The sequence below is a fragment of the Candidatus Woesearchaeota archaeon genome, from assembly GCA_016187565.1.
In the GTDB taxonomy this organism is placed as follows: Archaea; Nanobdellota; Nanobdellia; order Woesearchaeales; family JACPJR01; genus JACPJR01.
In genome coordinates this window covers 44,566-64,821 of the sequence record JACPJR010000015.1, presented here as the reverse complement: position 1 = coordinate 64,821, position 20,256 = coordinate 44,566, and the positions used below count along the sequence as shown (strand labels likewise).

Here is a 20,256-nt window from a genome sequence, read left to right as displayed (position 1 = left end):
TTAATTCTCCTCTAAGCCCTTTATGGGCTTGTCAAAAATTTCTGATGCTGCCTGTTCTCTAATAGTTTCAATCTTTTTATCGAACTGAAGCAGTCTTTTCTTAACTTCTGCAATGAGCTTCTGGATAGATTCGCTATCTAAGTCCCCTTCATCTATTTGTATTCTATTATAATAGGGATCAGAGAATATAGTAACACCACCAATCTCAAACTCTATAAATTTGGTATAGTCATCACTAACATAACCTCTCCCAGTTACGGCCATGGCTAATTCTAATAATTGATGCAATATATGCTCTTCTATCCCTTTGTCATCATTCTCGATTATTGCAATTCTTTCTTTAATGTCCATCAGTAACTCACCTTTACGGCTTTTCCAAATTGTTTTATATCTTTATCAAGACAGCAATTTATTCCATCAATTTTCAATTCTGGATCTGCTTCCGTCCAGATTATTTCTCGATAAGGCATTAATGTTCCTAATTCAAAAGAATCCACTGCCCCTTTTTTACTTTTTACTTTTTCTTTTACATAGAAATAGTTTTCTTTAAAGAATTTTAAGTTTAATGAACTGTTCTCTTCTGATTTTAAGAAATGGACTTCTTTGTTTTCATTGTATAAAACCATATTAACGCCATTGCAGTCGCAGTCAGGATTGTAGCATACGTTAAAGGCTAATTGAAATCGTTCTGGCAGGTTATCTACTTCTAGTTCTACGGTTGCGGGGAATTTTATGGACATTCTTTATCGCCTGCAAATGCTTTTATTGAGGGTTATCTTCGATGAATTTATTGCATTTTTCAGTTAGAAATTGGACAGAGATTAAAGCCATGTTGCAACCTCCGTTTTATTTCTGCATTTCATTCTTTATAATCCTCTAAAAATTCTTTAATGTTATTATACCCTAAAACCGGCGAAAATTTCTCTGCCAATCTCATAAACTTCTCTTCATCTTTGTCCTTCTTTTTGGTAATGTCTAATAAAAAAGTAAGAATATCATGCATCGCATAATTATCCTTTTTGACTTTATCAGCTTCCACCAGTAATAATTCTTTAAGTTGAACAAAATCTTTATCGCTTAATTCTTCTATAATCGTCTTTTCAGCTGCCTCAAAATAATAGTCTTCTTTCACATTTAGATATTCCAAATACTCTCGAAATAGTTCTTCAATTGCACAAATCTTAACCAAACAGGTAAAATAATTGGAAATGAACCTCTCAAAGTTTAATTTACCAACGATGTCTTCATAATCAAAATAATTCTCTTTGCTTTGAAGAAGCAAAAACATGAGCTTTTTGTAACACGCGCGTGCTATCTGAATATTTTCTTTTTTAAGCTCTTCCTCAATCATACGAAAATACGCTTTAATTTGTTTGAGTCCTTCCTGACCGTATCGGTGATCCATCTGATACGCGCCTTTTTGGGTATCTCGGATAAAAGTATCAATATCTTTCTCCAACGTTTTTTCACTTAATTTATACTCATATTTTTTGGTTATTTTCATGGTTTAATCTCGTATCATTGTGATATCAAGTCAATTGTGCAAGAACCTCTTTCGTGTTTACTTTTTCAAACTGTAAATCTTTATACCATCTTTCAAGCGTTTCGTGAACACGTTTCCCTAAGAAAATCTTAATAGTCTCTATATCAGATTTTATTTTATCAACATACTGAAATTTGTACTTCTGCTTACATTGAAGAAAAGTCCCTAGTTTTGTTGTTGCTACAAGTGTTGGTTCTTTATCATAAAGTGTTGAGATGATTATCTTAGCCATGTTAAGACTAGAAAATAGGCTTTATTATATGTTTTTCGTTAATTCGGTACACTGTACACTAAAATATATACATTGTATTGATTTACTAACCACTCGATTCCCCCCTTAACAACACTAGAAGGGGAGGCATCATTCTACAAATACTTTCTGATGAAAATACATTGAAAATAAGGAATATAAACCAAGATTTATAACTCAAGAAACTATTCTCAACTGACGAAGGTACGGGAAGGGGGGTAGAAACAATGGAACCAGTGAAAGATTCAGAGTTAATTGTTGTCAATGGCAAGATTTACCATCTAGGATTACGACCAGATCAACTGGCACGAAATATCTTTGTGGTAGGTGATCCTGCCAGAGCTGACAAAGTCGCTCACTATTTTGATGCCGTTAAACATCAAGCAAACAATCGTGAGTATGTTACCAGAACAGGAACGTATCATGATATGCCGGTAACCGTTATTGCTACAGGTATTGGCACTGACAACAACGAAATTGCACTTGTTGAGGCTTTCGGGTTAAATGAATTTGATCTTGAAACCCGTGTCAGAAAAGAGGGTGCTCAACCATTAACAATCATCCGATTGGGAACATCAGGAGGACCGCAGCCAGATATTACGGTAGGTACACTAGCGATTGGCAGGTATGCCCTCGGTCTTGATAACACCGGACTGTTTTATGAGCAAGGAATCCCTGATGAAATCAGTCGTAGGATTGAGGAAGAAGCCTACCGCATAATTACCGATGCTACCCCTGATGGAAGAAGGTTCAGGGGAAAAATTCATCCCTATGCTGCAAAAGCCACGCCAGACGTGGTAGAGGCCTTAATAAGAAACGCTGAGGGAGACTATGTTGTTGGGATAACCGCCTCTGCCTCTGGATTTTTTGCTCCACAAGGAAGAGAGATTCCTGGTCTTACCATCACCATACCACGACTTCAAGAGCATGTAGCAACCCTTCATGTTGATGGACAACGAGTGGTTAATTTTGAAATGGAATCTAGTTTACTCTTTCATTTGGCAGCACAAATGGGGTATAGAGTCGGAACAATCTGTCCGGTCATTGCCAATAGACCTCGAGGAACATTCTTAGAGGATTATGGTCCTGCAGTAGATCGAGCAATTAGCACAGGACTTAAGGCAATGCGAGAACTCTATCAACAACAGCAGACTTAATGAATACAACCAACAGACTATGATCTTTGATAGGAAAACAAAGGTTTCAAAAAAATGACCCAGAATCTTTATAATTTGACGGCACAGGCTCGTGCTGAGGAGAGGTTAAGGAGAGTCAGAACCTATGCAGCAACTCCTATTCATGAATTGCTGGCAGAAAGACAGAGGAGAGGTCAGTTAGAGCCACCTATTCCCATAATCGATGAGAGCGTAGACCGTGTTGTCGTCAATTACGATCATGATACATGGACGGATGTCATTGACTTTTATCGCCTTGTTGATCAAAGGAGAAGAACTATGGGATTGCAAACTCGTCCGGTGAGAACCTCAGATGGCGTGAGGGGCGTTACCTCTAGTCACATTGATGATGTGGCAGAAGCATTATTACGCTTCAGAAAATATTTTGCAACTGATTTTGGAGGTAATAGATCACCTTCCTTGCTGGACCTTGGCTGCTTTGACGGACGGGTGGTTGTGCTTGCTCATCTTTTGGGTTACCGAGCAGAAGGTATTGAAATCGATGGTGAAGGATATCGAGAGTGTTTGGGTATTGTGCGAATAGTAGAGAACATTATCCCGGGGTTAGAACGGGCAGTTCATATAACGAATGGAGATTATACCACAACCGATGGTATCCGAGGTCTGAGAACAAGAGTAGGGCTTGTTGACTGTTTTTTTAATTATGATGACACCAATGTTGATAAGGTTGCCACGCTCATGTATGGTAAGGGAAAACCAGGAGCAAGATTATTGCTGAATACCTATGCAGAACATAGGGATGAAATTCCTCTGACCCTTACTCATATGGTGAGAACGAGTCATAGCCATGAAATGGACGGCATTGTCTATCCAACCTTTGATGTTTTTGTGAAAAGATAATGAATAATTTCTGTTAGGGCGCGGTAACGTAAGCTTTATTAACTTGCCTTTTCTGGAGTAGTGTCATGTTTCCGATGAAAAGTTATTATGCCATACCTACACAGGAAGTAATTGCGTCACTAAAAAGCTCTGAGAATGGTTTAACGAAAAAAGAGACTGAAGAACGATTGCAAGAGGTTGGCTATAATGAACTGCCGAGAGAAAAGAAGTTTATTGCTCTCAAGATGTTCATAAATCAGTTTAAAGATCCCCTTATTTTACTCTTATTGTTTGCCGGTCTTTTGTCGTTATTCCTCCAGGAGATCGTTGAATCAATAGCAATATTCACCATAGTTATGATTAATGTTATTCTTGGATTTATCCAAGAATATAGGACAGAAAAAGCCCTTGAAGCATTAAAGAAGATTTCTGCACCAACAGCTCGAGTCTTACGCAATGGAAAAGAACAAAAGATTCCCACACGAGAGCTTGTTCCCGGAGATATTCTTCTCCTTGAGGCAGGAGATATTGTTGCAGCGGATTCTCGGCTCATTGAAATATCAAGCCTCCAGATCGATGAAGCATCACTTACCGGAGAGTCAGTTCCTTCAAAAAAGATAACCGAGCCATTCAAAGAAGGCACTTCAGTTGCTGACCAAGAGAATATGGCCTTCATGGGAACTATTGTTACCTATGGAAAAGGAAAGAGTATTGTTACGAACACAGGTATGCAAACAGAATTTGGTAAAATTGCTGCTAGTTTAGAAACAACAAAAGAGATTGAAACTCCCTTACAGATTAAATTTACCCGCTTAACCAAACAAATAGGAATCATCTGTGTTGCTCTGGTAATAATAGTTATGATAAGCGGGATATTCAGAGAAATACCCATTGCTGAACTGGTCTTACTCTCTCTCGCATTAACGGTTTCTACCATTCCTAATTCCCTACCACTCGTGGTAACGGTTGGGCTAACCATGGGAACAAAAGAACTTGCTAAAAAAAATATGCTTATCAAAAAACTTCCTGCTGCCGAAGGACTCGGATCTGCAACAATTATTTGTTCAGATAAAACAGGAACAATTACCAAAAATCAAATGACCGTAACAAATCTCTGGTACGATCATAAAAGGATCACAGTAACGGGTTCAGGTTATGATCCAACCGGAGATTTTCTCGTTGATGGAAAAAAAATAAATCCTGCAACACTTGAACTTCTATGTAGAATCGGTTCTATTTGTAATAATGCAAAACTGATTGAACATGAGGAACATAAGGGAAGATTCGAGATTCATGGAGATCCTACCGAAGGCTCGTTAATCGTTCTTGCCAGGAAAGCCAATGTTAAGGATAATCAATTGAAAAAGAACTTTGCTGTTATTGAAGAATTGCCCTTTGATTCAGAAAGGAAAAGGATGTCAGTGATTGTCACCAACAAACAATCAAAAAAAAGAGAAGCATATGTCAAAGGCGCTCCAGATCTTCTGCTCAGGGTTTGTGATAAGGTAATTGAAAATAACAAGATAAAAAAGTTTACTGAAAAAGAAAAGGAGCAGATCCTTCAAATAAATAATTCTTTTGCAAAAAATGCCCTGAGAGTGCTTGGACTTGCTTACAAAGAGATGCCGGAACCTAAAAAAAATTCTGAAAAGTATGAACTACAGGCCGTTGAAAAAGATCTGATCTTTGTGGGGCTTGTAGGTATGATTGATCCTCCACGTGATGAAGTTAAGCCTGCTATTGAAAGATGCAAGGAAGCTGGAATAAAGGTAATGATTATAACCGGAGATCATGCCTTGACAACAAAAGCAATTGCTCAGCAAATTGGGTTATTTAGCGAAGGAGATATCATATTGACGGGTGAAGATCTTGAAACAATAAGTGAGAGTGAACTTGCAAAAAAAATAGATAACGTAACGATTATTGCGAGAGCATTGCCTCTACAAAAAATGAGGATTGTGGATGCGCTTCAAAAAAACGGTCATATCGTTGCCATGACCGGTGACGGAGTAAATGATGCGCCTGCATTAAAAAAAGCGGATATAGGAATCTCTATGGGGATAACTGGAACCGATGTTGCCAAAGAAGTTTCGAAAGCCACCCTTGTCGATGATAACTTTGCTACTATCGTTAATGCCATTGAGGAAGGAAGAAATATTTATGATAAACTCATTAAATCAACAAAGTTTTTTTTATCCTGCAACCTTGGTGAAATAACCTCGGTTTTCATAGCCATTCTTCTCGGATTTCCCCTTCCCATACTCCCTCTCCAGTTGTTGTTGATGAACATGCTTACTGATAATTTTCCTGCATTAGGTTTGGGGTTTGAATCGAGCGAAAAGGGAATTATGAAAAGGCCTCCCAGAGATCCAAAAGAGAGTCCACTCACTAAAAATATAATGCTCATGATAATCATTTTTGGTTTCATCATGGGCATAGGTACCCTCTTGCTCTTTGTCACTTATAAGGATGCCAATCTGAGTAAGGCGCAAACCGTTGCCTTTACAACCCTGGTGATGTTTCAAATGTTCGCAGTGATGAGCAGTAGAACACTGTACCCTTCGCTGAAGCATCTTAATCCTTTTTCAAATAGGTGGTTACTGAGCGCGGTTTGCTTAGCAGTGCTATTGCAAGTTAGCGTCATCTATTGGGAACCATTGCAAGCAATATTTGATACCGTTGCCCTATCCCCTCTTGATTGGCTCAAAATCCTCAGTGTGTCTTTTTCTGGTTTTGTCTTGATGGAAATAAGTAAGGTACTTATGAAGATTTCGCTGGCAAAACAATACAACAGGAACAATACATAGTCAGAAGAGTCTTACCTGAATTATTGAACAGCAATCAGTTTTCCCGTGAGTCCCAAACTGTCTTCATCGATACGGTATACGACAGGCCTACCAATCAACGGTGAAGAAGGATCTGGTGATCGTATGTTTGAAAGAACAATACAAGTTCCTTCTGGCCCTGTGACATACAATCCTCGGGGATGATAACCCTCAGGATCAGCATTTGTGTATCTCTCTATGCTTCCTCTCTGGGCAAAATCAACAGCAAGTTCAGGATCAAGCTTAAGCATGAGTTCCTCGACAGTTGCGAGAAGACCTTTCCAAGGGTGTGTGCCTTTCTTAGGGACATAGAATTCTCTTGAGTACGATAGAACGTGTTGTACAGCTTGTGTACGCTCAAGTAATGCACGAGCTTCCTCCGGAGCAACAACGTTTCTTCGAAGCACAAACAGATTTGCTTTAGTGTCAAGAGTATCTGAAGAAATATGAGGACAAGTATTCGGAGGAGGTAATCTCATGAGATCTTCTATGTAGAGAGGATACGTAATGGCAGAATAGAGAACCTCAGGATTAAAGTAATGATGGAGATCAAGAAGTGCCTGCCTACCTGCTACATGACCAGGATTCTCTTCAGTATTCTTTTTTTCGCGAGAAGGAACAGGCACATAATAGCTCTCCAACCGTTCTGCAAGTAGTCCTAAAAGGGCATGAGCAACAAAATAAGCTTCGGCAAAGGGTTTTGCCGTTAATCCTTCCAGAACTCCGGTTGGTCCACCAGCAGTATAATAATCCTGTGCATCTCGTGCACGTTCTTCACCAACAAGAGGTATGAGGAGAAGCCGCTGTAGATCAAAAAAGCGTTCTGCTCGTTCTTGCTCAGATAAACAGACAGTGTTAAGGTTTGGAGCCATAATTTATCACAACCCTATTCAAGGTAGGCGGTGTATCATTAAGAAAGAAGATGCTCTTTAAAAAGATATACCCATGATTATGTAGATTAATCCTTAGCAAATTGCCACATAAAGTCAAAGTACGTGCGATAGGTGTCTGCAATGTGCTTGTTCTCTATGACAATTGCTAAAATGGTTTCAGTGGCAAGAAGGATAACCACAATATCACCAGAAACATCAACCATAGCAGGACTTTTAAACGTATCTGGCAAGAAGCGGTTTTGCCAGAGCTGCTCTTGAGCTTCTTTTTTCTCCTTGCGCGCTGATTCATAATAAAGAGCCTTAACATGGATCCCTCGCGTGATCCGCTCTTTATCCCACTGGATATGGCGGTGCTTGAGATACTTCCGGTTAAGCCCAGATGCTCCAATGGCATAGATAGTCTTGCCTTGATCAAGCATCATGAAATAGGCTGTCATAACACCATTAGGACCTTTAAAACAATGGACTTCTTCTTTTTCTCTTCGTGAGTTGTACAATTCATGTAGTGATGGCAAGGATGTACGCAACCGCTGCTCTTTTGCCTCAAGGAGCTTGAGCAACTCTGAAGGGTTTGCTGCTTCATAGTGTCGCTTATTTGCAACAATAATAGAGCCGATAAGTCCCTTCAACAGTAATCGCTCAAGGACATCATAGACATTTACGCGATGAACACCAGATTTACGGGTAATTTCATTAACTGATGCAGAGCCTAGTTTCAGTAATGCACAGTAAACCTTTGCTTCATTGGTGGTAAGCCCAACATCCTGTAGAATGCCTGTATCCATACAACGCACGAACAAAGGATTCTATTTAAAGATTTCTACTGTAGCAATAAGAATAACTACATTATTAAAACATTTAAATTATGAAAAGAAAGATTTAAATAGTGGTTACCTATTAGGTAACCGTATCATGACCATTGAAATACCGCCGTATGGATTAAAGGCATACGCTTTATTGTTTTCAAAGCATGGCGTAAACCAAGTATTCAGACAGTCCGAATTAGACTGGATAGTGTCATCCAGCATGAAAAAAAAGATTTTCTCGTTGTTATTGAGGGCGGGATGGTTAAAGAAAAATCCAGATCAAACATATTTTTGTACAAATCCTGCAGATGCTATACGAGCCTTATTAGAATTCAGAGTCCCAAAAATAATAACCTATGCAAAAAAAAATTATGCCTTTACTCAGTTATCAGCAGTCGAGATCTGGTCTGACTATTCCTATGTACAACGAGGAATGGAAAAATCACCCTACTTCATAAAAGTCTTGCGAAAAGACTTACGCTACTGGAAGAAATTTTTCAACAACAATGAAATTCCAAATTATGTGCAATCGGGTACTACTATCGGTGAGTTTGTTATCTTATTTCCGGTAAGCACCTTATCCTTTGAAGAGAAAGATGGATTCAAGGTTGATTCATTAAAAGAAACAACACGCTTTGCAAACGCAAATGAAATGTATGCATATGCAGCAGCCTATATAAGAAGGAAATATAAAGCAAAAGAGAGAGTATAACCTGATGAAAGACCTTTTTACAGTAAGAGAAGAAGAAATTTTTAAGACCCTTAGAGAGTTAGAAGACTGCGATTTTGTCATCATTGGTGGTTATGCAGTTAATGCATATACGTTACCAAGATTTTCAGTAGACTGCGATATTGTTATTAAAGACCAGAACGAATTGAAAAATATAGAAAAGATCCTCCTCAAACAGGGTTATATAAAAGAGCACATGCCTGAGGAAGCACAATATTCAGGGTACTTTTCTCGATATGAAAAAAAAGTTGAGAATAACTTTAGGGTAAGTATAGACATTCTCATTCGCCAGGTAACCGACAGAATGACTGGAGTAACCTTTACTGTAGAATGGATCTTTGAAAACTCTGCAATGAGAATCCTGAAGGGAAAAACCATTACCGAGATGCTTAAGTTAAGGATCATTACTATCGATGCACTCCTTGTCATGAAAATCATTGCATGTAGATCGACTGATATCAGGGATGTTTTCATGATGATGCCCTATGCACAAGATAAGGAGTGGGTAGCCTCAGAAATAAAACAGCGATACGATTTGAAAGATAGACTCTCAAATATTATAGAAAAAGTAACTGCAAAACAATTCAAGGATGGTCTCTCTGGCATCTATGGGCGGGTTGATCCAAGAGTCTTTGAGAAGCATAAGAAAGCACTATTGACGTTGTAATACAACTGTCAAGAGGATAAATTATACCAAAAAGAAAGAGAAGAAAAAACAAGAAAAAAAATGAAAAGATCTATGGCCAGATGCAGCCTACATTACGTTCACGAGCAACGCCGTCTAAGCGCAGCCAGCTTGGGCCATGGGCATGAGTTTCTAAATAACCACTTCCTCCACCCATTGATGTTTGTAATTCTCCCTCAAAATGGTCGCTCACCAGACGACCAGCTCCCGAGTAATAGGTATAACCATTTCGCTCCATGATGTTAAACGTGCCATTTGCAACAACTAACTGAGAGAGACTTGGCACCTTTGCTACTCCTGCACCATCAAGGATAATAGAGCCTACACCCTTAAACCAAAAATTACCTTCTCCACTTACACATATAGATCCGTTATCTGTTTGCCACAGCGCTGCTTCTGCAAGGCTGCTGAAGAGCACGAGCATGGCAAATAGCCCTACTATTTTCTTCATCATTATCACCTCACACAGATTCACACTCCCATCATTCTTTACGATATACCCCCTTATATATTTTTCTATCTTTGTATAGTTATCCCCAAACGAAACTACGGTTTATATACTCTTTAACTAACGATCTTTACGCTACTTCTCTTGGTGGTTTCACAACTCATGAGATCCTTAAAACTGTTAAATTGAACGCCAATAACAGAAACTCTATCAAGCATATTGAGGAATTCAGTAAACTGCTGCGTTTCGAGTTCAAATTGCTCATTAAGGAAGTCCTGCGGATGAATAGTGACAACGCAAAGGTGGGTTAAAAGTAAATGGTCAGTACAGGTCTGGAGTATCTCTTCAGCAGGAATAAAGCGCTGGTGATAAAAGTCATAGGTCTCTACGTTTTTTCCTACAAAAAAAAGAGTCCCATCAAAGCGGTACTCGTCTTCTTTCGCTGAAATGACGTGAAATCCTTTTTGCTTGAGTGCATTGATGGTTCCCTTCGAATAACTATTCGACGGTGGAATAAAGGTAAAGGGTACAACACCAATATCTTTCATCAATATCGCACGGCCTTTATCAATAGCCTCTGCAGCATCCTCTTCAGACATATTTTCAAATTCATTGGAAGCATGCTCATAACCGTGTTGGGCAATTTCAATCTTTGGATGAGCAGCATACGTTTGTAAAGCCTTTACTAAAGGAATGTCCTGCTCAAGATTATCAGGAATAACACCAAGGACCAATGAAATATTTTTTGCAATGATCTCATCTACAAGAACAAAACGTGTGTCACTGTACCTATTTGCGCCGATATCATCCATCCTGAGGATAATGGTAGGGATCGAAGGGTAGCGAGGGGCACAATCAACTCCTTGGTCGCTGTCGTTCGTTATTAGGTACATTCCTGTTGGCGTGCGGACAAAAAAGGTCGTGAAAATATTCGGTGACACAAACAAAAGAGCCAGGAAAAACACCATGAGCAAGCTGAAGAAGATTTTCTTCCTCGTCATCGTGTTCCCCACTGCATATTCCGAAGATCAAATAATGCATAGATCAGAATGTAGGAAAAAAGCGTCATGTTTAATATACTCCAAAGAAGCATATAGGCGCCATATTTCTCTTCGGTATGAAGTTCATAGTGGGCGTACAATAACAGAGAAACGAGAAGAATACCAACAATATAGAGAAGGGGAAACTCCTGCTGGAGGACCGGAGTAAGAATGAGTGCTCTGAAGGCAATGAATGGGGTGAGTAGGGTGAAGATGATCAGTGGAATAAAATAAGTCACCGCAACAAAAAAGTCTTTCTTAAGAACAAAACGGAGCGCCTTTATCGAGTTGATAAACCATCCTTTTTTCCATCGTACCTGTTGCTTAAAAAAAGTTCGGAATTTCTCAGGAACTTTGGTGTAGGCAAGAGCGTCATCACAGTACACAGCCTTGTAACCATTTTTCAACATTTGATTGGTAAGCGCACGATCATCTCCAAAACTCACGGTTTTTCCTAAAAACGTTTCATGGAGCCATTCATCAAGAATCGGAAGGACATAGGCGCGTCGGTATGCAGAGAAGCAGCCTGAACAGCAGAAGACCATGTGGAAGATGCTCTCGGTTGCCTTCAATGCCCGAAAGGACATGAAATAATACGCCGTTTGCATTCGGGTCATTAGATTCCGGTCGCTATTAGATGGTAAGGTATGACCAACCACTGCTCCTATATCCTTATGGAGAAAGGGACGAACAATAACCTTAACAGCATCTTTATCAACAAAACTATCACTATCGAGTTGGATAACAATCTCACCCTTAGCCCTCCGGAACCCCTCAGCCATACCCTGGCGTTTTCCACGATTCTGCTCCCAATGAACAATCTGAAGCTTTCTGCGTGGATAATCTTCTTTTGCACGTTGCATCTGCTTAAGGGTATTATCAGTAGATCCATCATCAATAGCAATGATCTCAACTTTTTTTTCAGGATAATCGGCAGTAAAGCACTTGATAATGGTTTGGTAAATGCTTTCCTCTTCATTTTTACAGGGAATAATAAAAGTTACTGAAGGAAGCTTCGATAGGCTAATATTCTTTGCTGGTGATTCATAAAACAGTGATCCAATAACTCTGCTGAACATAAAGGTCGTAATGCCTATCGTGTAGATGTACACTAACCCTAAACCAGTATAATGCAAGGACTTAATCCAGAGGATACCAAAGATACAAAGCGCAAACAGCAGTGAGAAGAGTACTAAACGACGATAACTATGATGTTCCATACCAATACCTCTTTTTTACGTAAGTCCTATAAGAGTTGTTAATGGCTTTTTGATCAAAAGTCCAAACAGGTGTTCTGGTCTCTATTTAAGACTTTTCATAAGAATTACCATGAGGACAAATCGTGGTTCATAAAAACGTTTAAAAAGAAATGCGCTCTTTCTTGGAGAATGGGAAACAATTCATTTGTTTGCTGGGTTGATACCCCGCCCCTTGGGGCGGCCTTATTGTTTGATGTCTGCTGTTCCCAGCAAACATTAAAAATACCCCGCCGCTTGTGGCGGTTGGGATTTTTATTTGTTTTCCAGTGGAAGCGAGAATATTCGCTGGTGAGGAAGATGCCATGATTGATCCAAAAAAAGAGCTCTTTAAGTGGGGTCCGATTGATGCAAAGCCAATCTATGTTGATTATTTTATGGAGCCAATAGTTCGTTTTACGGGTGTATTTGTTGCTCCCTGGCCAGATGTCCTCGCCCTGATGAAAGAGGAAAAGGTCATTGCTATTTGTGATTATGAAAAGCTTCGGGATCATGGTGAAAAACTGTTTGTGACCCACATATTACCTAAAAAAGAACGAGAGAAATGGTACGCATATTGGGGAACCATTATTAAAGATATGGATAACGTACAGGCAAGGATAACCAAAGAAGGATTACAGCAAAAGAATGCAGTCTCACTCTTTAATCAATGGCATGAACTATATCTGAAGTTCTGGATTTATGGATTCCTTCCCGAGATGGCAAATTGGGGTGGTGAAGCGCTCCTTAAGCGAAAGATCCTCTCACAACATAAAGATCAATTTTTTGAAATTTTTGAAGCAATAACCGCACCTGAGGCATTGTCTTTCTTTCAGGTTGCCGAGTGTGAGTTGTTCATGATAAAGGGTATTCTTTCCAAATCAGAACAGGAAAAAGCATTACAGAGATACCAACAACAGTATTTTTGGCTTCACAATAGCTATCACGGTTCACAAATCCTGCCTGTTTCTTTCTTCAGAAAAGAACTAAATAAAATTACCTCAAAAAAAGCAAAAGAAAAAATTACTGAAATCGATAGATATACTCATGAAATTAATCAGAGAAAACAGGAAATCATCAACGCATATAAGGTAAGTAAAGAAATCCAAGAGATAGGTAAACAGCTCAGTTTTTCAATCTGGTGGCAGGATCTCAGGAAGAAGTACAACTTGTTAGGCCATCATTATATTGATGTCTTTATGCGATATGCAGGAAAGGTTCATGGTATTCCATTTGAAGAATTGTGCTACTACACCTGTCAAGAGTTTTTCGATGTCATGAATAAAGGGAAAAAGCATGATGTTCACGAACGGTTTTCTGTTTTCCTCGAACATTTTATCGAAGGAGAGGGAATCCGTTATTACACCGGAGAAGAAGCAGAACAATTAACAAGGCCTTACTTCACCACCGATATTGACAAAACTATAACTCAATTTCAGGGATTGCCAGTAAGTAGGGGAAAGGCTAAGGGCATGGTAAAAATCCTCCACACTCCCAAAAGTCTTGAAAAGATGAAAAAAGGAAATATTCTGGTTGCACCCATGACCAGTCCAGATTATATCGTTGCCATGCGCAAGGCAGTAGCCATTATTACTGATGAGGGTGGTATGACCTCACATGCAGCCATTGTGAGCAGAGAATTAAAAGTACCCTGTATTGTGGGAACAAGGATCGCCACAAAAATTCTCTATGATGGAGACATTGTTGAGGTTGATGCTGAATCTGGAGTAATAAGAATACTCGAACGAACAAAAGAGAGGAAACCCTGATGAAACCGTTTTTAATCAAAGAGCTTAAAGAGGTTCCACCAGTGTTTTGGCAAAAGAGAGAATGGTATGTAAAACGGTTTTCTTGGTATTTACACACGCTTTTCCCACAGGGATTAAGCTTTGCATGCCTCGGCCATCGCCGATTCGATTTTATGTATAAATGGGGTGCTTCGTTTGCTGGAGAAAAGGCTGATTGGTTCTCTGACCAGAGCGAGCTTGAACGAGTGAGGAAAAGAGTCCTTAAAGAAATCCATACGTCTCCTGCATTTGCAGACAGAGTAGCAACTCATTTTTTTAATGATTGGAAAATTTTTGTGCGGATTACAACGGAAGCAGAAAAACAAAATATAACTCGTCTTACTGATGAAAAACTGTATCGCTGGTATCAAAAGCTTTTTTGGAGTGAAGTAAGCACAGCTTCATGGGGATACATCACTGATTCGTTCCTCGGTAGTGGAGCAAATGACTGGCTTGCTGAAATTATCAGTCAAGAACTTAAGACACAACCAGAAAAATTGGCTCGGGACATTGAACTATTGACTCGTCCAACGTATCCTACCTTTATCAAAAAAGAGCATGAAGAACTTCTGAGTTTGGGTATACTCTTATTCAATGATAAAGGTTTACGAGAGAGTATTCAAGAAGGGAGGGTAAACAAGGTCATGCATACGCTCCAAGCACATCCTTTAATGATGAAGAAACTGATCCAACATGCTCAACGATATTACTGGATGAGGAATAATTATTATCTCTCCTTTGTACTGAGACCAGAGCATTTTATTGAAGAATTTATCAAGATAGCGAAACAGAATAATCAGTTGAAGAGACAATTAACAAGAGCATTGAAACAACAACGACAGCAATATGCTTATAATCTGGAAAGAAAAAAGGCACTCTTGAGGAGATATAACGCCTCTGCTTACCTGAGAAATCTCATCTATACTGCAGATCTTTTTACGTATGTACAAGACATACGAAAACAAGGGGTCCTGCGCCTCAATCATTTCCTGTTTCTTTTTTGCGATGAACTCGCACGTAGATGCCAGATCTCAAGAGAAGAAGCACTTTACACGGTCCAACCCGAGATTAAGGATATCCTCCTTAAAAAAAAAGTGAATCGCGTAACACTTCAAGAAAGGTTACAGAAATGCTTTATTTATTTCGATAAAAGGGGTTATAAGATTATTGCAGGTAAAAAGGCTGAGCAGATACCTTCTGAACTATTTTATGATGACTATGGAATCGTTAATGAGATCAGAGGAACAGGAGCATGTATTGGGGAAGTAACCGGAATAGTAAGGGTTGTCCACAACCATGAAGGGATTATTGCATTTAAGGAAGGAGAAATACTTGTAACGAACAACACCACGCCTGAATTTGTTCCAGCTCTGAAGAAAGCAAAAGCAGTAATTACTGAACAGGGAGGCATCACAACGCATGCTGCTATTATTTCTCGGGAATTTGGTATTCCCTGTATTGTGGGGACTAAAATTGCAACAAAAGTACTCAAGGATGGCGATGTTGTCTTGGTTGATGCAACCAAAGGACTAGTCAGGAAATTGGGATAAAAAATGAAAGAATCTGAACACCTCGAACTCAAAAAATCCACCTCTGAAATAAAAGAAGCTATGATTTCAATAGTCTCTATTCTGAATAAGCATCAGAAAGGTGAACTCTATTTTGGGATTAAAAATAACGGGGAAATCGTTGGGCAAACAGTTACCGAAAATACTATTCGGGAAATATCTCAAACTATCGCTCAGCACATTGAGCCGAAAATATTCCCAACAATTAACGAAGTAGTTTTGGAAGCAAAGAAGTGTGTTCGCGTTGAATTTGGTGGGAATGACATTCCTTATTACGCATATGGTCGTGCTTATGTCCGTGTTGGGGATGAAGATAAGAAAATAAGTCCTCAAGAAATAGAACATATCATCATAAGAAAAAATAAAGATAAACTTCAGTGGGATATTGAATTCTGCCTTAAGGCGAAATTGAAGGATATTGATGAAAAAAAGATAAAAGCGTTTGTCAAATTAGCAGGTTTAAAACACGGTTCTGTTAAAAGTTCACTAGAAAAATTAGGCTTAATGAAAGAAGAGAAACTGTTGAATACTGCTGTTCTTTTTTTTGGAAAGCATCCCGAAGATTTCTTTCCTAATGCTAGATTACGTTGTGCCGTCTTTGGTGAAACTACTGCAACCACCATTGATATGCAGGATTTTGTGGGAGATGTCTTTACATTGATTGAAAAAGCGGAAAAGTATATTTTAGAGAATATCCACATTGGCATGCGAGTAGAGGGGTTGTATCGGATCGACGTGCCTGAAATAGATCGTGCAGCATTCCGTGAAGCTATAATCAACGCTTTTTGTCACCGTGATTATCATGAATTTGATTCTGTAAACATTGCTATCTTTAAAGGCAGATTAGAGATAAGGAATCCTGGTGGTTTGTATGGTGGCCTTACGATTGAGAAAATCAAGAAAGAGGAAGTTTCGAGACGAAGAAACGAGCTTATTGCAGAGATGTTTCATCGTATCCATTTTGGTGAAAAATGGGGGCGTGGTATTAAACTAATTTTATCCAAAGAGCCCACCACCGATTTCAAGATAGTGGCTGGGATCTTTATTACTCTATTTAAGAGGAAAATAGAGCAGACGGAAGGGTTAGTAGATGGGTTGGTAGAAGGGTTGGTAGAAAACCAAAAGAGAATACTCAATCTGATAGCTAAGAATCCACGAATCTCTAAGAGGGAAATGTCTAAGACGATAGGCATAAGCACGACGGCTATTGATAAAAATATAGAGGCGTTAAAGAAAAAAGGGCTATTGAAAAGACTAGGTTCTGCAAAAGGAGGGTACTGGGAAATTAATAAATCTTTAACAGAGAAACATACATGAACAACACAAAAGAACTTTTTGGATTTGAACATCCTGAGTGGTATGTTGAGGAAATGTCTGGGTATATACATACGTTTTTTAGTCCCTTTTATGCAAATATGGTTTTGCTACCGAAACAATTCCCTTTGTATCATAAGGTAACTATTACTCTTTTCAATGAAAATAAAGCAGTCTGGATATGGGAAATGAACGATTGTAAACGTATCGGGAAAAATATATTTACTGCTCTTATGAAGGACCATCAGTTTCTTACCCCGTATTACCGTCAATGGCAGCACTATCGAAAAGAACTACAGGAATACTATACAATCCTTAACGCTGCTGATCTTTCACGATGTTCTGAGGAAGAATTTCTCAATTATTTCATGAGATTTAATGAATTATATCTGCAGGAATATGCAATGCCTGTTATTACCAATAGTTTTGCTTTTTTTGCTGAAAATCATCTGAAAGAATTATTGGGAAAACACGCTGAGCAATATTTTATTGAGCTCACCCACCCATCAAAACCATCGTTCAGTAGTCGTTGTGAATCTTCTTTGCTGACTATTACAGAAGGAGCAAAAAAACAAGGCCTTAAGAGTAAGGCTGTTCAGCAGATGATTACCTTACACGTCAAACAATTTCACTGGGTAGAAAATAATTATGAACGTGCACTTTTTCTTGGAAAAGAGCATGTTGAACATGAAGTTAAAAAACGTTTTGAGAAAGCAAAGGGAGAGCAGACAAAGATTACCCAAAACTATGAAACAGGTAACGAAAGGAAGAAAGAAATCCTTGATACGCTACACGCTTCACACGAGCTTCAATTGCTCGTTGAATTTATTGACTTCTTTATTCATTGGCAGGATGACCGAAAAGCAGCATGCTTGGAAGCACTTTATTATCAGCATGAATTTTTAAAGGAAATTGTAAAAAGAACATCACTTCCTCTAGAGGAAGTTGCCGCAACAATCTATACAGAGATTCCATATCTATTAAACGGAAAAATTGATCGAAAAATGCTTCAAGAGCGATGGCAACATGCAGTCATCTTTATGACTACTGACCAAAAACTTCATCTATATACTAATAAAGAAGCAGCATTGCTGACAGAGCTCGTACTACCTTCCCCAACACAAACGACGACTTTACAAGGAACAGTCGCCTCTCGAGGTGAGGATACAACAATAAGAGGAAAAGCACGAATTATCCTTACTATTGACCGAGCAAAACACATGCAAGATGGAGATATTTTAGTAACCTCAATGACACGACCAGATATGGTTCCCTTAATGAAGAAGGCAAGGGCAATCATAACTAATGAAGGTGGCATTACCTGTCACGCAGCCGTTATTTGTCGGGAATTACATATTCCGTGTATCATCGGCACAAAAGTTGGTACCAAAGTGCTCAAGGATGGTAATGATATTGAGCTTGATTTGAAAATCGGGAAAATAACCATCATCACTCATACTGACTAGTGTAGCAAAGGACACTAATAACCGTAACTTTATGTCCTTTGCTTATTAGGAAAAGACATACAAATTATTACGAAAATTAATGTCTTTTCCTATAGTTGTAGTAAAAAGATAAAGAACAACGAACATGAAAACTAAACCACAGATCATTGATGCAATAACTAAGAGGAAATGGTATTACCAGGGAGCGCATGGAAAACTTTGCTATATCTGGGGAGCAAGTGATGGAGGACTTACGTGTATGGATGTAGATTTAGCCTTTGTTCTTATTCGGGAACGAAAAATGTTTGAAGGTTTTTTTCCTGATCAAGAATTTCTAGTAAAAACAACCACTATTCTCAAAGATCAAATAGAAAACCGATCCTCAGAATCATGTATTGATCATGTTATAAAACGATGTTTGGAAAAAATGCGACAGTGCGAATCTTTTTATGATAACCAGAGAAATAATACTCTCGATGCCGCATCATTTCAGAAAATCCTCCAACTTCTCAGGGAATTAGAGCAAAACAGCGTTGACTTGTGGAAAGAAGTTTTTATCTGTGATATCTTTGATCCACACGGTGAAGCACTGTTGCATAAGGAAATAGCAGATGCAAAAGTATCCCTAGACAGAGAAGAACTTAATCTTTTACTTCGCCCTTTAATACCCCACTATGGGCAAAAAGAACGTCTTGCAATCCTCGAGATGGCTCTTGCTTGTAAAACAAAAAAACTGATCCTGAAAAATCCAGTAGTCCGTACCTTTCTTAAAGATCATGCTGCTCAATATTTCTTCATTGAGAATAGCTGGGCTCAGACAAAAATCTTGACATCTGAGGATTTTAAGCAGCGATTGAAAGAGTTGATGACATTACCTGAAAAAGAGATAAAGAAACAGATTGAGGAATTAACAACCGATTGGCATGCGAAACAAAAAGAAATAATCAAACAACGTAATATAAACACTCGATTGCAACGTGTAATCTATCTTTTTCAGCAATTAATGTTCCTTCGTGATGAGCGAAAAAAATATGTCCTGCTGAACAATCATTGGTATGATGTACTGTATCAACGGATTTCGGAGATTACTGGAGTGTCATTTGAAGAATGGAGTCTTGCTAAAGTAAGTGATCTGAAAGAAGGCAGAACCGCTGAGGAATATGAAAAAATTTTTGCGAGTAGGAAAGAGATTATTATGAAGCTTTCCTCTGGTCAAGAGATTTGGACAGTTGATCCTCAACATGGGAAATTATTTTATGACCTTCTCTCAAAAGAATTTATACATAAAGGTGAAAGCATTACAGGAACACCAGCGTGCCAAGGGATTGCACAAGGAATTGTAAAAATCGTGATGGGAGAAACCCATTTTGGTAAGTTTGAAGACGGAAACATTCTCGTTGCACCAATGACTCGGCCAGAATACGTTCCACTCATGAAAAAAGCTGCTGCTATTATCACCGATGAAGGCGGCATTACCTGCCATGCAGCGGTTATCGCAAGAGAATTAAACGTACCCTGCATTATTGGGACGCAGGTGGCAACAAAGGTATTAAAGGATGGCATGCAAGTAGAAGTTGATGCAACAAAGGGAATTATAACGGTGATTCAATGAATCTTAGAAAAGATATCATCAATGTCATTCAGAGAAAGAAATGGTACCACATGGCGGCGA

General features: G+C 38.8%; 20 protein-coding genes. 11 read left to right on the top strand and 9 right to left on the bottom strand.

All coding sequences use genetic code 11. The features are described from left to right. The 4 genes from HYW21_05265 to HYW21_05250 form a co-directional block, all read right to left on the bottom strand. The gene (locus HYW21_05265; GenBank protein MBI2548732.1) at positions 1–351 is read right to left on the bottom strand and encodes a hypothetical protein; all 351 of its coding nucleotides are present in this window, start codon (positions 349–351) and stop codon (positions 1–3) included. Next, positions 351–740: a hypothetical protein gene (locus tag HYW21_05260; GenBank protein MBI2548731.1), complete on the bottom strand. Its 390-nt coding sequence runs from the start codon at positions 738–740 to the stop codon at positions 351–353. Before HYW21_05260 ends, HYW21_05265 begins: the two co-directional genes overlap by 1 nt. 119 nt (positions 741–859) lie before the next feature. Continuing rightward, on the bottom strand, positions 860–1,504 hold the full coding sequence (locus tag HYW21_05255; GenBank protein ID MBI2548730.1) for a hypothetical protein: 645 nt from the start codon (positions 1,502–1,504) through the stop codon (positions 860–862). Positions 1,505–1,529: 25 nt separating this feature from the next. Further along, positions 1,530–1,775, bottom strand: a complete 246-nt coding sequence (locus HYW21_05250) for a PD-(D/E)XK nuclease family protein (protein ID MBI2548729.1) — start codon at positions 1,773–1,775, stop codon at positions 1,530–1,532. A 245-nt stretch (positions 1,776–2,020) separates the two neighbouring features. On the opposite strand from HYW21_05250, the gene HYW21_05245 reads away from it, so the two are divergent. The 3 genes from HYW21_05245 (at position 2,021) to HYW21_05235 (ending at position 6,615) form a co-directional block, all read left to right on the top strand. Continuing rightward, positions 2,021–2,950, top strand: coding sequence for a nucleoside phosphorylase (locus HYW21_05245; GenBank protein ID MBI2548728.1), 930 nt, complete (start codon positions 2,021–2,023; stop codon positions 2,948–2,950). Between the two features lie 54 nt (positions 2,951–3,004). Next, on the top strand, positions 3,005–3,829 hold the full coding sequence (locus HYW21_05240; GenBank protein ID MBI2548727.1) for a hypothetical protein: 825 nt from the start codon (positions 3,005–3,007) through the stop codon (positions 3,827–3,829). A gap of 65 nt (positions 3,830–3,894) precedes the next feature. Further along, the gene (locus tag HYW21_05235; GenBank protein ID MBI2548726.1) at positions 3,895–6,615 is read left to right on the top strand and encodes a cation-translocating P-type ATPase; all 2,721 of its coding nucleotides are present in this window, start codon (positions 3,895–3,897) and stop codon (positions 6,613–6,615) included. A gap of 20 nt (positions 6,616–6,635) precedes the next feature. Here the strand turns inward: HYW21_05235 and HYW21_05230 are convergent, their stop codons facing one another. Together HYW21_05230 and HYW21_05225 are read right to left on the bottom strand one after the other, a co-directional pair. After that, positions 6,636–7,505 carry a hypothetical protein gene (locus HYW21_05230; GenBank protein ID MBI2548725.1) on the bottom strand — a complete coding sequence of 290 codons (870 nt, stop codon included), beginning with the start codon at positions 7,503–7,505 and terminating at the stop codon, positions 6,636–6,638. Positions 7,506–7,591: 86 nt separating this feature from the next. Then, positions 7,592–8,311, bottom strand: a complete 720-nt coding sequence (locus tag HYW21_05225; GenBank protein MBI2548724.1) for a TrmB family transcriptional regulator — start codon at positions 8,309–8,311, stop codon at positions 7,592–7,594. 127 nt (positions 8,312–8,438) lie between these two features. Between HYW21_05225 and HYW21_05220 the strand changes: the two genes are divergently transcribed. Continuing rightward, on the top strand, positions 8,439–9,044 hold the full coding sequence (locus HYW21_05220; protein MBI2548723.1) for a hypothetical protein: 606 nt from the start codon (positions 8,439–8,441) through the stop codon (positions 9,042–9,044). A gap of 4 nt (positions 9,045–9,048) precedes the next feature. Then, positions 9,049–9,729, top strand: a complete 681-nt coding sequence (locus HYW21_05215; GenBank protein MBI2548722.1) for a nucleotidyl transferase AbiEii/AbiGii toxin family protein — start codon at positions 9,049–9,051, stop codon at positions 9,727–9,729. 70 nt (positions 9,730–9,799) lie between these two features. Here HYW21_05215 and HYW21_05210 read toward each other — a convergent pair whose 3' ends face one another. The 3 genes from HYW21_05210 to HYW21_05200 form a co-directional block, all read right to left on the bottom strand. Next, positions 9,800–10,198 (bottom strand): hypothetical protein, encoded by a 399-nt coding sequence (locus tag HYW21_05210; GenBank protein MBI2548721.1) that lies wholly within the window; start codon positions 10,196–10,198, stop codon positions 9,800–9,802. Positions 10,199–10,311: 113 nt separating this feature from the next. Continuing rightward, positions 10,312–11,196 (bottom strand): DUF2334 domain-containing protein, encoded by an 885-nt coding sequence (locus tag HYW21_05205; protein ID MBI2548720.1) that lies wholly within the window; start codon positions 11,194–11,196, stop codon positions 10,312–10,314. Continuing rightward, positions 11,193–12,455, bottom strand: coding sequence for a glycosyltransferase (locus HYW21_05200; GenBank protein ID MBI2548719.1), 1,263 nt, complete (start codon positions 12,453–12,455; stop codon positions 11,193–11,195). The genes HYW21_05205 and HYW21_05200 overlap by 4 nt, the downstream gene beginning before the upstream one ends. Before the next feature lie 168 nt (positions 12,456–12,623). Here HYW21_05200 and HYW21_05195 point away from each other — a divergent pair, with 168 nt between their 5' ends. The 6 genes from HYW21_05195 to HYW21_05170 all read left to right on the top strand — a co-directional run bounded on the left by HYW21_05195 (position 12,624) and on the right by HYW21_05170 (position 20,196). Then, complete coding sequence (locus HYW21_05195; protein ID MBI2548718.1) at positions 12,624–12,800, top strand: hypothetical protein; 177 nt, start codon at positions 12,624–12,626, stop codon at positions 12,798–12,800. A gap of 68 nt (positions 12,801–12,868) precedes the next feature. Next, positions 12,869–14,239, top strand: a complete 1,371-nt coding sequence (locus HYW21_05190) for a hypothetical protein (GenBank protein MBI2548717.1) — start codon at positions 12,869–12,871, stop codon at positions 14,237–14,239. Between the two features lie 662 nt (positions 14,240–14,901). Beyond that, positions 14,902–15,807, top strand: coding sequence for a hypothetical protein (locus tag HYW21_05185; GenBank protein MBI2548716.1), 906 nt, complete (start codon positions 14,902–14,904; stop codon positions 15,805–15,807). A gap of 3 nt (positions 15,808–15,810) precedes the next feature. Then, complete coding sequence (locus HYW21_05180) at positions 15,811–17,142, top strand: putative DNA binding domain-containing protein (protein ID MBI2548715.1); 1,332 nt, start codon at positions 15,811–15,813, stop codon at positions 17,140–17,142. 185 nt (positions 17,143–17,327) lie between these two features. Beyond that, positions 17,328–18,605, top strand: a complete 1,278-nt coding sequence (locus HYW21_05175; protein ID MBI2548714.1) for a hypothetical protein — start codon at positions 17,328–17,330, stop codon at positions 18,603–18,605. A 280-nt stretch (positions 18,606–18,885) separates the two neighbouring features. After that, entirely contained in the window at positions 18,886–20,196 is a 1,311-nt protein-coding gene (locus HYW21_05170) for a hypothetical protein (GenBank protein MBI2548713.1), read from the top strand. The last annotated feature ends 60 nt before the right edge of the window (positions 20,197–20,256 follow it).

Bases quoted from the DNA above. Each gene is read 5' to 3' on its own strand.
- HYW21_05265 (MBI2548732.1), bottom strand. From the start codon at position 351: ATGGACATTAAAGAAAGAATTGCAATAATCGAGAATGATGACAAAGGG.
- HYW21_05260 (MBI2548731.1), bottom strand. From the start codon at position 740: ATGTCCATAAAATTCCCCGCAACCGTAGAACTAGAAGTAGATAACCTG.
- HYW21_05255 (MBI2548730.1), bottom strand. From the start codon at position 1,504: ATGAAAATAACCAAAAAATATGAGTATAAATTAAGTGAAAAAACGTTG.
- HYW21_05250 (MBI2548729.1), bottom strand. From the start codon at position 1,775: ATGGCTAAGATAATCATCTCAACACTTTATGATAAAGAACCAACACTT.
- HYW21_05245 (MBI2548728.1), top strand. From the start codon at position 2,021: ATGGAACCAGTGAAAGATTCAGAGTTAATTGTTGTCAATGGCAAGATT.
- HYW21_05240 (MBI2548727.1), top strand. From the start codon at position 3,005: ATGACCCAGAATCTTTATAATTTGACGGCACAGGCTCGTGCTGAGGAG.
- HYW21_05235 (MBI2548726.1), top strand. From the start codon at position 3,895: ATGTTTCCGATGAAAAGTTATTATGCCATACCTACACAGGAAGTAATT.
- HYW21_05230 (MBI2548725.1), bottom strand. From the start codon at position 7,505: ATGGCTCCAAACCTTAACACTGTCTGTTTATCTGAGCAAGAACGAGCA.
- HYW21_05225 (MBI2548724.1), bottom strand. From the start codon at position 8,311: ATGGATACAGGCATTCTACAGGATGTTGGGCTTACCACCAATGAAGCA.
- HYW21_05220 (MBI2548723.1), top strand. From the start codon at position 8,439: ATGACCATTGAAATACCGCCGTATGGATTAAAGGCATACGCTTTATTG.
- HYW21_05215 (MBI2548722.1), top strand. From the start codon at position 9,049: ATGAAAGACCTTTTTACAGTAAGAGAAGAAGAAATTTTTAAGACCCTT.
- HYW21_05210 (MBI2548721.1), bottom strand. From the start codon at position 10,198: ATGAAGAAAATAGTAGGGCTATTTGCCATGCTCGTGCTCTTCAGCAGC.
- HYW21_05205 (MBI2548720.1), bottom strand. From the start codon at position 11,196: ATGACGAGGAAGAAAATCTTCTTCAGCTTGCTCATGGTGTTTTTCCTG.
- HYW21_05200 (MBI2548719.1), bottom strand. From the start codon at position 12,455: ATGGAACATCATAGTTATCGTCGTTTAGTACTCTTCTCACTGCTGTTT.
- HYW21_05195 (MBI2548718.1), top strand. From the start codon at position 12,624: ATGGGAAACAATTCATTTGTTTGCTGGGTTGATACCCCGCCCCTTGGG.
- HYW21_05190 (MBI2548717.1), top strand. From the start codon at position 12,869: ATGGAGCCAATAGTTCGTTTTACGGGTGTATTTGTTGCTCCCTGGCCA.
- HYW21_05185 (MBI2548716.1), top strand. From the start codon at position 14,902: ATGCATACGCTCCAAGCACATCCTTTAATGATGAAGAAACTGATCCAA.
- HYW21_05180 (MBI2548715.1), top strand. From the start codon at position 15,811: ATGAAAGAATCTGAACACCTCGAACTCAAAAAATCCACCTCTGAAATA.
- HYW21_05175 (MBI2548714.1), top strand. From the start codon at position 17,328: ATGAACGATTGTAAACGTATCGGGAAAAATATATTTACTGCTCTTATG.
- HYW21_05170 (MBI2548713.1), top strand. From the start codon at position 18,886: ATGTTTGAAGGTTTTTTTCCTGATCAAGAATTTCTAGTAAAAACAACC.